General features: G+C 70.4%; 9 protein-coding genes and 1 rRNA gene. All 10 read left to right on the forward strand.

Going from position 1 to position 11733, the window contains the following annotated elements; translation table 11 throughout:
• Window positions 1-67: 67 nt before the first annotated feature.
• The 10 genes from argC to ACFEMC_RS08245 all read left to right on the forward strand — a co-directional run bounded on the left by argC (window position 68) and on the right by ACFEMC_RS08245 (window position 11276).
• Window positions 68-1126: an N-acetyl-gamma-glutamyl-phosphate reductase gene (gene argC / locus ACFEMC_RS08200; protein ID WP_380175316.1), complete on the forward strand. Its 1059-nt coding sequence runs from the start codon at window positions 68-70 to the stop codon at window positions 1124-1126.
• Entirely contained in the window at window positions 1123-2274 is a 1152-nt protein-coding gene (argJ, locus tag ACFEMC_RS08205; protein WP_380175318.1) for a bifunctional glutamate N-acetyltransferase/amino-acid acetyltransferase ArgJ, read from the forward strand. Before argC ends, argJ begins: the two co-directional genes overlap by 4 nt.
• Window positions 2271-3185 (forward strand): acetylglutamate kinase, encoded by a 915-nt coding sequence (gene argB / locus ACFEMC_RS08210; RefSeq protein ID WP_380175320.1) that lies wholly within the window; start codon window positions 2271-2273, stop codon window positions 3183-3185. The genes argJ and argB overlap by 4 nt, the downstream gene beginning before the upstream one ends.
• Before the next feature lie 17 nt (window positions 3186-3202).
• The gene (locus ACFEMC_RS08215; RefSeq protein WP_380176674.1) at window positions 3203-4459 is read left to right on the forward strand and encodes an acetylornithine transaminase; all 1257 of its coding nucleotides are present in this window, start codon (window positions 3203-3205) and stop codon (window positions 4457-4459) included.
• On the forward strand, window positions 4456-5376 hold the full coding sequence (argF, locus tag ACFEMC_RS08220) for an ornithine carbamoyltransferase (protein ID WP_380175322.1): 921 nt from the start codon (window positions 4456-4458) through the stop codon (window positions 5374-5376). The genes ACFEMC_RS08215 and argF overlap by 4 nt, the downstream gene beginning before the upstream one ends.
• Window positions 5373-5960 carry an arginine repressor gene (locus tag ACFEMC_RS08225; protein ID WP_380175324.1) on the forward strand — a complete coding sequence of 196 codons (588 nt, stop codon included), beginning with the start codon at window positions 5373-5375 and terminating at the stop codon, window positions 5958-5960. Before argF ends, ACFEMC_RS08225 begins: the two co-directional genes overlap by 4 nt.
• Window positions 5957-7402: an argininosuccinate lyase gene (argH, locus tag ACFEMC_RS08230; RefSeq protein WP_380175326.1), complete on the forward strand. Its 1446-nt coding sequence runs from the start codon at window positions 5957-5959 to the stop codon at window positions 7400-7402. The genes ACFEMC_RS08225 and argH overlap by 4 nt, the downstream gene beginning before the upstream one ends.
• Window positions 7387-8019, forward strand: a complete 633-nt coding sequence (locus ACFEMC_RS08235) for a DNA-3-methyladenine glycosylase (protein ID WP_380175328.1) — start codon at window positions 7387-7389, stop codon at window positions 8017-8019. The genes argH and ACFEMC_RS08235 overlap by 16 nt, the downstream gene beginning before the upstream one ends.
• A 14-nt stretch (window positions 8020-8033) precedes the next feature.
• On the forward strand, window positions 8034-9302 hold the full coding sequence (gene tyrS / locus ACFEMC_RS08240) for a tyrosine--tRNA ligase (RefSeq protein WP_380175330.1): 1269 nt from the start codon (window positions 8034-8036) through the stop codon (window positions 9300-9302).
• A gap of 455 nt (window positions 9303-9757) precedes the next feature.
• A 16S ribosomal RNA gene (locus ACFEMC_RS08245) occupies window positions 9758-11276 on the forward strand.
• Window positions 11277-11733: the final 457 nt, after the last annotated feature.

Genomic DNA, 11733 nt, shown 5'->3' on the forward strand with positions numbered 1-11733 from the left:
TCACCGGGGAGTCACCGTTCACCGACCTGTCATGCATGCCTAGCCGAGCAGGTGTATGGTCATGCACATGGAACCCGGGAAGCGGCTGACGGTCGCCGTCGCAGGGGCCAGCGGCTACGCCGGTGGCGAGGTCCTGCGGGTGCTGCTGAACCACCCGCACGTCGAGATCGGCGCCCTCACCGGCGCCTCCAACGCGGGCACCCGCCTCGGGGAGCTCCAGCCGCACCTGCTGCCGCTGGCCGACCGCGTCCTGCAGCCGACGACGACCGACGTCCTCGCCGGCCACGACGTCGTCTTCCTCGCCCTGCCGCACGGTGCGTCCGCGGCCGTCGCGGCCGAGCTCGGGGACGACGTCCTCGTCGTGGACCTCGGCGCCGACCACCGCCTCCTCGACCCCGGTGCCTGGGAACGCTTCTACGGCAGCGCCCACGCCGGCACCTGGCCCTACGGCCTGCCCGAACTGCCGCTGGCCGGCGGTGCGCGCCAGCGCGAACACCTCGCCGGCACCCGGCGCATCGCCGTCCCGGGCTGCTACCCGACGTCCGTCAGCCTCGCCCTCGCGCCGGGGTTCGCCGCCGAACTCCTCGCACCGGACGACGTCGTGGTCGTCGCGGCCTCCGGGACGTCGGGGGCGGGCAAGGCGCTCAAACCCCACCTGCTCGGCTCGGAGGTGATGGGGTCGATGAGCCCGTACGGCGTCGGCGGTGGCCACCGGCACACCCCCGAGATCGAGCAGAACCTCGGTCTGGCCGCCGGGGCGCCCGTGACGGTCTCCTTCACGCCCACCCTGGCGCCGATGTCCCGCGGCATCCTCGCCACGTGCACCGCCCGCCTCGCCGACGGGGTCACCGCGGCGCAGGTCCGGTCCGCCTGGGAGGACGCCTACGCAGGCGAGACGTTCGTCCACTTCCTGCCCGAGGGGCAGTGGCCCTCGACCGCCCAGGTGTTCGGCAGCAACACGTGCGCGCTCCAGCTCGCCGTCGACGAGCACGCCGGTCGCGTGCTCGTCGTGTCCGCCATCGACAACCTCGTCAAGGGAACCGCCGGAGGAGCCGTGCAGTCCGTGAACACCGCCCTGGGTCTGCCCGAGGACGCCGGCCTGACGGCCGTGGGGGTCGCCCCGTGAGCGTCACCGCCGCGCAGGGTTTCCGGGCCGCCGGCGTGACCGCCGGGCTCAAGGCGTCCGGCCGTCCCGACCTCGCCCTCGTCGTCAACGACGGCCCGCTCGACGCCGGCGCCGCCGTCTACACCTCCAACCGCTGCAAGGCGCACCCGGTGCTGTGGAGCGAACGCGCCAGCGCCGACGGTCACCTCACGGCCGTCGTCCTGAACTCCGGCGGGGCGAACTGCTTCACCGGGCCGCAGGGTTTCCAGACGACGCACGCCACTGCCGAGCTCGTGGCCGAGCTCGTCGGGTCCGGCGCGTCCGACGTCGTCGTCTGCTCGACCGGTCTCATCGGGGTGGAACTGCCGCGGGAGAAGGTCCTCGACGGGGTCCGCTCCGCGCACGCGGCGCTCTCGACCGACGGCGGGACCGCGGCGGCCACGGCCATCATGACCACGGACACCGTCTCCAAGCAGGCCATCGCCAGCGGGGAGGGCTTCGTCGTCGGCGGCATGGCCAAGGGGGCCGGGATGCTCGCCCCCGGCCTCGCCACGATGCTCGTCGTCCTCACCACCGACGCCGCCGTCGACCCCGCCGACCTCGACCGCGCCCTGCGTGCGGCCACCCGGACGACCTTCGACCGCGTCGACTCCGACGGCTGCACGTCGACCAACGACACCGTCGTCCTGCTCGCCTCCGGCGCGAGCGGCACGACCCCGGAACCCGCGGCCTTCGACGAGGCCGTCCGGCGCGTCTGCGCCGACCTGGCCCGCATGCTGGTGGGCGACGCCGAGGGCGCCGACCACGACATCGCCATCGAGGTCGTCGGCGCGGCCGGCGAGGACGAGGCCGTCGAGGTCGCCCGTTCGGTGGCGCGCAACAACCTGTTCAAGGCCGCCGTGTTCGGCAAGGACCCGAACTGGGGCCGGGTCATGGCCGCGGTCGGGACCACGTCGGCGCAGTTCGACCCGCAGACGCTCGACGTGAGCCTGAACGGCGTCGCGGTGTGCGTCGACGGAACTCCCCACGCCGACCCGGCGACGGTCGACCTGGACCCCCGTGAGGTGCGGGTGCGCATCGACCTCAAGGCGGGCCCGGCCACGGCGACGGTGTGGACGAACGACCTGACCCACGCCTACGTCCACGAGAACAGCGCGTACTCCTCGTGAGCGACCCCGTGAACGACCTCGTGGGACTCAGCGCCCAGGACAAGGCGAACGTCCTCGTCGAGGCCCTGCCGTGGCTGCAGAAGTGGCACGGCGCCCTCGTCGTCCTCAAGTACGGCGGCAACGCCATGGTCGACGACGAGCTCAAGCGTGCGTTCGCGCAGGACGTCGTGTTCCTGCGCACCGCGGGCCTGCGCCCCGTCGTCGTCCACGGCGGCGGCCCGCAGATCTCGACGATGCTGGAGAAGCTCGACATCCGCAGCGAGTTCCGCGGAGGCCTGCGCGTCACCACCCCGGAGACGATGGACGTCGTCCGGATGGTGCTCACGGGGCAGGTCGGCCGCGAACTCGTCGGCCTGCTCAACGCGCACGGCCCGCTCGCCGTCGGCCTGTCCGGGGAGGACGCCGGCTTGCTGCGCGCCACCCGTCGCGGCGCGGTGGTGGACGGTGAACTCGTCGACGTCGGGCTCGTCGGCGACGTCGTGGGCGTCGACCCGCGTGCCGTGGTCGACATCCTGGACGCCGGTCGCATCCCCGTCATCTCGACCGTCGCCCCCGAGGTCGACGACGACGGGAACCTCGTGCCCGGCCAGGTGCTCAACGTGAACGCCGACACGGCCGCGTCCGCGATCGCCGTGGCCCTCGGCGCCCAGAAGTTCGTCGTCATGACCGACGTGGCGGGCCTGTACCGCGACTGGCCGAACACCGACTCCCTCGTGCGGGAGATCGCGGCCGACGACCTCGCCGACCTCCTGCCGTCGCTGGAGTCGGGGATGGTCCCGAAGATGGAGGCGTGCCTGCGCGCCGTCCGCGGCGGGGTGCCGCGGGCGACGGTCATCGACGGCCGGCAGGCGCACTCGGTGCTGCTGGAGGTCTTCACGACCTCCGGCAACGGCACGATGGTCGTGCCGTGAACCAGCAGGGAGAACCGATGGAACTCGCGGAACGCGTGACGGGGAACGAGGCCCTGCCCGTCACCGACGGCACCGGCCAGGCGTGGATCGAGCGCTACTCGCGCTCGGTCATGCAGACCTTCGGCACCCCGCAGCGAGTCCTCGTCCGCGGCGAGGGCTGCCACGTCTGGGACGCCGACGGGAACCGCTACCTCGACCTGCTCGGCGGCATCGCGACGAACTCCCTCGGTCACGCCCACCCGCTGCTCGTCGCCGCGGTGACCGCCCAGCTGACGACGCTCGGGCACGTCTCGAACTTCTTCGCCTCCGCCCCGCAGGTCGCCCTGGCCGAACGGCTGCTGGAGGTCGCCGGCGCGCCGGAGGGTTCCGCGGTGTTCTTCGCGAACTCGGGTGCCGAGGCGAACGAGGCCGCCTTCAAGATGGCCCGCCGCACCGGACGCACCAAGGTCGTCTCGACGTACGGGGCGTTCCACGGCCGGACGATGGGCGCACTCGCGCTCACGGCCAAGGAGGCCTACCGGGCTCCCTTCGAGCCGCTCCCGGGCGGGGTGGAGTTCGTGCCCTACGGGGACGTCGGAGCCCTCGGCCGAGCCGTCGACGGCGCCACGGCCGCGGTGTTCCTCGAACCCGTGCAGGGCGAGAACGGCGTCGTCCCGGCCCCCGACGGCTACCTCGCGGCAGCCCGGCGGATCACCTCCGAGCACGGCGCGCTGCTCGTCCTCGACGAGGTGCAGAGCGGCATCGGGCGGACCGGGGAGTGGTTCGCGTTCCAGAACCCCCGGCACGAGAGCGTCGTCCCGGACGTCGTCACGGTCGCCAAGGGACTCGGCGGTGGCATCCCGGTCGGGGGCGTCATCGCCTTCGGCCCGCGCAACGCGACCCTCCTCGGGGCTGGACAGCACGGGTCGACGTTCGGCGGGAACCCGGTGGCCTCCGCCGCCGGGCTGGCGGTGCTGCACGCCATCGCGCGCGACCGCCTGCTCGAGAACGTGACGTCGGTCGGACGGCACCTGCGCACGGCCGTGGAGGCGCTGGGACACCCGCTCGTCGAGGGCGTCCGGGGCGAGGGCCTGCTCCTGGGGATCGCGCTCACCCGACCCGTCGGCGCGCAGGTGGTCCAGGCCGCCCTGGCCCGCGGGTTCATCGTCAACGCGGCGCGTCCGGACACCGTCCGGCTCGCCCCGCCGCTGGTCCTCACGGCCGCCCAGGCGGACACCTTCGTGGCCGCCCTGCCCGACATCCTCGACACCGCGCTGAAGGGAGCGACCCCGTGACCGTCCGCCACTTCCTCGCCGACGACGACCTCACCCCCGCCGAACAGGCCGAGGTCCTCGCCCTCGCCGCGCGGCTCAAGCAGGACCGCTTCGCGGAGAAGCCCCTCGCGGGACCACAGACGGTCGCCCTGCTGTTCGACAAGCCCTCGACCCGGACGCGGGTGTCCTTCAGCGTCGGGGTCGCCGACCTCGGGGGCGTTCCCCTGGTGGTCGACGCCGCCGGGTCCCAGCTCGGCCGGGGGGAACCCGTCGCCGACACCGCCCGCGTGCTGGAGCGCCAGGTCGCCGCGATCGTCTGGCGGACGTTCTCCCAGGAGTCCCTCGCCGAGATGGCCGCGAACTCCCGGGTCCCCGTCGTGAACTCCCTCACGGACCTCTACCACCCGTGCCAGATCCTCGCCGACCTCCAGACGGTCGCGGAGCACAAGGGCGCCCTCGCCGGCCTGACGCTGGCCTACGTCGGCGACGGCGCGAACAACATGGCCCACTCCTACGCCCTCGGCGGGGCGACGGCCGGGATGCACGTGCGCATCGGGACCCCGGAGACCGACCTCCCCGACGCCTCCGTGATCGCCCGCGCGCAGCTGGTCGCGGCGACCACGGGAGGGTCGGTGACCGTGACCTCCGACGCCGCGCAGGCCGTGGCCGGGGCCGACGTCGTCGCGACCGACACGTGGATCTCAATGGGGCAGGAGGGGCAGGAGTTCGAGCGGTTCCGCCCGTTCTCCCTCACGAGCGCCCTCCTCGCGCAGGCGGCCCCCGACGCCGTCGTCCTGCACTGCCTGCCGGCCTACCGCGGCAAGGAGATCGACGCCGAGGTGATCGACGGCCCGCAGTCGGTCGTGTGGGACGAGGCGGAGAACCGGCTCCACGCCCAGAAGGCGCTGCTGGTCTGGTTGCTCGAGAAGTCCCGGTGACCTCCGTCCCCACCCCGGCCCCCGGGCCGGGTGCGGGCACGAAGGCGTTCCGCCACGACCGGATCGCCGCGGTCCTCGCCCGCTACCCGGTGCGGTCCCAGACGGAGCTCGCGACCCACCTCGCCGAGGAGGGCGTCGCGGTGACGCAGGCGACCCTGTCGCGCGACCTCGTCGAGCTCGGGGCGGTCAAGGTCCGCGACGGCGACCGGGGGCTCGTGTACGCCCTGCCCGCCGAGGGAGGCGACCGCACGCCCCGCAGCGGCGTCGCGCAGGAGGTCCTGGACGCCCGCCTCGCCCGCTGGTGCGAGGAACTGCTGGTGAGTGCCGAGGCGTCGGCCAACCTCGTCGTCCTGCGCACACCGCCGGGAGCGGCGCAGTTCCTGGCCAGCGCGGTCGACCACTCGGTCATCCCCTCGCTGCTCGGGACGATCGCCGGGGACGACACCGTGCTGGTCATCACCCGCGACCCCCAGGGGGGCGACGCCGTCGCCGCCCGGTTCCTGGCGCTGGCGCGCCGGAACGCAGCCACCGACCACCCCTCCGACCAGACCACCGAGCAACCCGACGAAGTGGACGTGCCATGACGCAGAACCCCCCGCAGCAGGGCGAGAAGGGCCTGTGGGGCGCCCGCTTCGCCACCGGCCCCGCCGAGGCGATGGCCGCGCTGTCGAAGTCGACGCACTTCGACTTCCGGCTCGCGCGGTACGACCTCGCCGGGTCCCGGGCCCACGCCCGCGTCCTGCACACGGCGGGGCTCCTCGACGACGCGACGCTGCAGGCGCTGCTGGGCGGCCTCGACGCGCTGGAGGCCGACGTCGTGTCGGGGGCCTTCGTGCCGGCGCCCGAGGACGAGGACGTCCACTCGGCGCTGGAACGTGCGCTCGTCGATCGGGTCGGTGCCGACGTCGGCGGTCGGTTGCGGGCCGGCCGTTCCCGCAACGACCAGATCGCCACGCTGCTGCGCATGTTCCTGCGCGACCACGCCCGCGTCGTGGCCGGCCTCGTGCTGGACGTCGTCGAGGCGCTGCTGACGCAGGCCGCCGCGCACCCGAGCGCCGCCATGCCGGGGCGCACGCACCTCCAGCACGCCCAGCCGGTGCTGCTGGGGCACCACCTCATGGCGCACGCGTGGCCGCTCCTGCGCGACGTCGAGCGCCTGCGGGACTGGGACGCCCGGGCCGCGGTCTCGCCGTACGGTTCCGGCGCCCTGGCGGGGTCGTCCCTGGGCCTTGACCCGCTGGCCGTCGCCCACGAGCTGGGGTTCACCCGCAGCGTCGAGAACTCCATCGACGGCACGGCCTCGCGCGACGTGGCCGCCGAGTTCGCCTTCGTCGCGGCCATGATCGGCGTCGACCTGTCCCGCATCTCGGAGGAGGTCATCGCCTGGGCGACCAAGGAGTTCTCCTTCGTCACCCTCGACGACGCCTGGTCGACCGGGTCGAGCATCATGCCGCAGAAGAAGAACCCCGACGTCGCCGAACTGGCGCGCGGCAAGGCGGGACGGCTCATCGGCGACCTGACGGGGCTGCTGGCGACGCTGAAGGGGTTGCCGCTGGCGTACAACCGCGACCTCCAGGAGGACAAGGAGCCGGTGTTCGACGCCGTCGACACCCTCGAACTCCTCCTGCCCGCCGTCGCGGGGATGGTGGCGACCCTGCACTTCCACACCGACCGGATGGCCTCCCTGGCCCCCCAGGGGTTCGCGCTCGCGACCGACATCGCGGAGTGGCTCGTGCGGCAGGGCGTCCCCTTCCGCGAGGCGCACCAGATCTCCGGCGCCTGCGTGCGCCGCTGCGAGGAGCGTTCCGCGCAGGAGGACCGGAGCGTCGAGCTCTGGGACCTCACCGTCGAGGACCTCGCCGGCATCTCGCCGCACCTCACCCGCGAGGTCAAGGACGTGCTCTCGACGGAGGGTTCGCTCGGTTCGAGGGACGGCATCGGCGGGACGGCGCCCGTGCGGGTCGCCGAGCAGCTGGAGGCGGCCCAGGACGCGCTGGCGGGACACCTGGCGTGGGCGCGGCCCTGACGCTCGACCGGTCCTTCTTCGACCGGGACGTCCTGGTGGTGGCGCGCGACCTGCTGGGCCGGGTCGTGCGCCACGAGACGCCGGACGGCGTCGTCGCCGCCCGCCTCACCGAGGTCGAGGCCTACGCGGGGGAGTCGGACCCCGGATCCCACGCGTTCCGCGGCCCGACTCCCCGGACGCGGGTGATGTTCGGCCCGCCCGGGCACGCCTACGTCTACTTCTCCTACGGCATGCACTGGTGCATGAACCTGGTCTGCGGCCCCGAGGGGACCGCCTCGGCCGTCCTGCTCCGCGCGGGGCAGGTCGTCGACGGGCTGGACCTCGCCCGGTCGCGTCGCCCTGCCGCGCGCCGGGACGTCGACCTCGCCCGTGGGCCCGCCCGTCTGACGCAGGCCCTCGGCGTGGACCGCGCCCAGGACGGAGCCGACGTCTGCGGTGGGGGAGCCCTGTCGGTGCTGCCGGGGGAGCCGGTGGGGGACGGGGACGTCGTCTGGGGTCCGCGCGTGGGCGTCGCGGGCGCGGGGGCTCCGACGCCCTGGCGCGTTTCCCTCGTGAACGAGCCCACCGTGTCCGCGTACCGTGTCGGCGGGCGACGGTCGCCCACACGGACAACCTGAGGAGCCGACGAGTCGTGAACGACGTCTGGGACGAACTGCAGTGGCGGGGCCTGGTGGCGCACTCCACCGACGAGGCCGCGCTGCGGGAGGCTCTGGCGACGGGTCCGCTCACCTACTACGTCGGCTTCGACCCCACCGCTGCGAGCCTGCACGTCGGACACCTCGTCCAGGTGCTCACCGCCCGGCGCCTGCAGCAGGCGGGGCACCACCCGCTCATCCTCGTGGGGGGCGCGACGGGTCTCGTGGGGGACCCGAGGCCCTCGGCGGAGCGGACGATGAACGACCCGAGCGTCGTCGCAGGATGGGTGACGGGCCTGCAGGCGCAGATCGCGCCGTTCCTCGACTTCGAGGGACCCGCGGCGGCCACGATGGTGAACAACCTCGACTGGACGCAGTCGATGTCGACGATCGAGTTCCTGCGCGACGTCGGCAAGCACTTCAGCGTCAACCGCATGCTCGACCGGGAGGCCGTCAGCAAGCGGCTCGCCACGACGGGCATCTCGTTCACCGAGTTCAGCTACGTCCTGCTGCAGAGCAACGACTACCTCCAGCTGCACCGGCGCCACGGCTGCTCCCTGCAGCTCGGGGGGTCGGACCAGTGGGGGAACATCACCGCCGGCTGCGAGCTGGTGCGCCGGGTGGACCAGCAGACGGTGCACGCCCTCGCGACGCCGCTGCTGACCAAGGCGGACGGCACGAAGTTCGGCAAGACGGAGTCCGGTGCGGTCTGGCTCGACCCCGAGCTGACGTCGCCGTACGCCTTCTACCAGTTCTGGCTCAACGCCGAGGACGCGAAGGTCGTCGACTACCTCAAGGCGTTCAGCTTCCGCAGCCCCGACGAGATCGAGGAGCTGGGCCGGCAGGTCGCGGAGAACCCGCGGGCCCGGGCGGCGCAGCGGGCGCTGGCGCACGAGGTGACGGCGATCGTGCACGGTGAAGCGGCGGCCGTCGCCGTCGAAGAGGCGTCGTCGGCGCTGTTCGGCGGGGGAGAGCTCGACGGCATCGACGAGACGACGCTGCGCGGTGCGCTGGAGGAGTTGCCCACCGCCACGCCGGAGGAGTCGAGCGTGCGCCTGGCCCAGCTGTTCGCCGACACCGGCCTGGCGCCCAGTCTCAGCGGTGCCCGCCGGACCATCGGCGAGGGCGGGGCCTACGTCAACAACGTCAAGGTGACCGATCCAGAGGCGACCCTGGGCAACGTGACCTTGCTGCACGGGCGCTACGCCGTGCTGCGCCGCGGGAAGAAGTCCCTCGCGGCGGTGGCACTTCCTCTGCCGCAGTAGCGGATCGGCGGCCGGCGCCGAGCGGATTTGCCTCTCGCGCCGGTCGCCGCGTAATGTTCCACATGTCGCCCCGAGCGGGGCGGAAAACCTGGAGCTTCTGGCCGAGGGTGATCCGCGTCTGGGACGGGTGGCGCCGGAAGCTCCTTGAGCGGGGCTGGGTTGAGGTTTGGCCTGGTTGTCGGTTAGGGTGGGAAAGTTGCCCCTCTTCCGCTGGCCCTGATGTTTCGGGGTTTGTCGGGGTGGGTGCGTCCGGTTCTTGAGAACTCAACAGTGCGCTAGAAATATGTTGATGCCATATGTATCAACCCCCAATCATCACTGGGCCCGAGTGTCTGGTGGTGGGGGATTCCTTTGGGATCTATCCCTGGTCTGGCTTGCCAGCTCGGATTAGGGTTTTGGAGTCCAAGGGTCAACTATGAAGTGAAATAATCTAGGTGCTTCGGCATCGAGGTTTTTCGACGGAGAGTTTGATCCTGGCTCAGGACGAACGCTGGCGGCGTGCTTAACACATGCAAGTCGAACGGTGAAGCCCTTCGGGGTGGATCAGTGGCGAACGGGTGAGTAACACGTGAGCAACCTGCCCCTGGCTCTGGGACAACCACTGGAAACGGTGGCTAATACCGGATACGACCTGCCTCGGCATCGAGTGTGGGTGGAAAGTTTTTCGGCTGGGGATGGGCTCGCGGCCTATCAGCTTGTTGGTGGGGTGATGGCCTACCAAGGCGACGACGGGTAGCCGGCCTGAGAGGGCGACCGGCCACACTGGGACTGAGACACGGCCCAGACTCCTACGGGAGGCAGCAGTGGGGAATATTGCACAATGGGCGAAAGCCTGATGCAGCGACGCCGCGTGAGGGATGACGGCCTTCGGGTTGTAAACCTCTTTCAGCTCCGAAGAAGCGCAAGTGACGGTAGGAGCAGAAGAAGCACCGGCTAACTACGTGCCAGCAGCCGCGGTAATACGTAGGGTGCAAGCGTTGTCCGGAATTATTGGGCGTAAAGAGCTCGTAGGCGGTGTGTCGCGTCTGCTGTGAAAACTCAGGGCTCAACTCTGAGCTTGCAGTGGGTACGGGCACACTTGAGTGCTGTAGGGGAGACTGGAATTCCTGGTGTAGCGGTGAAATGCGCAGATATCAGGAGGAACACCGGTGGCGAAGGCGGGTCTCTGGGCAGTTACTGACGCTGAGGAGCGAAAGCATGGGGAGCGAACAGGATTAGATACCCTGGTAGTCCATGCCGTAAACGTTGGGCGCTAGGTGTGGGGTCCATTCCACGGATTCCGTGCCGCAGCTAACGCATTAAGCGCCCCGCCTGGGGAGTACGGCCGCAAGGCTAAAACTCAAAGGAATTGACGGGGGCCCGCACAAGCGGCGGAGCATGCGGATTAATTCGATGCAACGCGAAGAACCTTACCAAGGCTTGACATGCGCGGTGGAATCCCAGAGATGGGGTGTCATTTAGTTGGTCGCGTACAGGTGGTGCATGGTTGTCGTCAGCTCGTGTCGTGAGATGTTGGGTTAAGTCCCGCAACGAGCGCAACCCTCGTTCCATGTTGCCAGCACGTAGTGGTGGGGACTCATGGGAGACTGCCGGGGTCAACTCGGAGGAAGGTGGGGATGACGTCAAATCATCATGCCCCTTATGTCTTGGGCTTCACGCATGCTACAATGGCCAGTACAGAGGGCTGCGATACCGTGAGGTGGAGCGAATCCCAAAAAGCTGGTCTCAGTTCGGATCGGGGTCTGCAACTCGACCCCGTGAAGTCGGAGTCGCTAGTAATCGCAGATCAGCAACGCTGCGGTGAATACGTTCCCGGGCCTTGTACACACCGCCCGTCACGTCATGAAAGTCGGTAACACCCGAAGCCGGTGGCCCAACCCGTCAGGGGGGGAGCTGTCGAAGGTGGGACTGGCGATTGGGACGAAGTCGTAACAAGGTAGCCGTACCGGAAGGTGCGGCTGGATCACCTCCTTTCTAAGGAGCATCAACCACACCCGTTCAACCGCCTGCAGCTTCGTCTGCAGCTGGCGGGGTGTGGATGGACCAGTTTCTGCCGGCGTATGTTCGGCGGCTGGTGCTCGAGGGTGGAACATCAACATGGCATCAGGAGTCACGCACTCCTCTCAGTACCTCAGGACCTGGTCTTGGGTGGAACGGAGTGGTGGGTGAGGGTGGGTGTCTGGCGCACTGTTGGGTCCTGAGGAACCGGCCTTGCTGGTTGCGTGAGCGACTGGTGTGGTGGTCGAGCCTCGAGGTCTGGGCCTTGCCTGATTCACATACCGCTGAGTGTTCTTCGGGACAGTCTGGTCTGGTGTGGGTTGTTGTGGGTGGGGTGTCGGGTTGTCTGTTGAGAACTGCACAGTGGACGCGAACATCTTTGTAGTGGTGTTCGTCGAGTAGATCCTCTAATCACCATTCTCGTTGGTGTCTG

The sequence above is a fragment of the Kineococcus sp. DHX-1 genome (assembly GCF_042473625.1).
GTDB lineage: Bacteria > Actinomycetota > Actinomycetes > Actinomycetales > Kineococcaceae > Kineococcus.

What these genes read in the sequence shown, in the direction of transcription:
- argC (WP_380175316.1), top strand. Translation starts at nt 68, where the DNA reads ATGGAACCCGGGAAGCGGCTGACGGTCGCCGTCGCAGGGGCCAGCGGC.
- ACFEMC_RS08215 (WP_380176674.1), top strand. Translation starts at nt 3,203, where the DNA reads ATGGAACTCGCGGAACGCGTGACGGGGAACGAGGCCCTGCCCGTCACC.
- argH (WP_380175326.1), top strand. Translation starts at nt 5,957, where the DNA reads ATGACGCAGAACCCCCCGCAGCAGGGCGAGAAGGGCCTGTGGGGCGCC.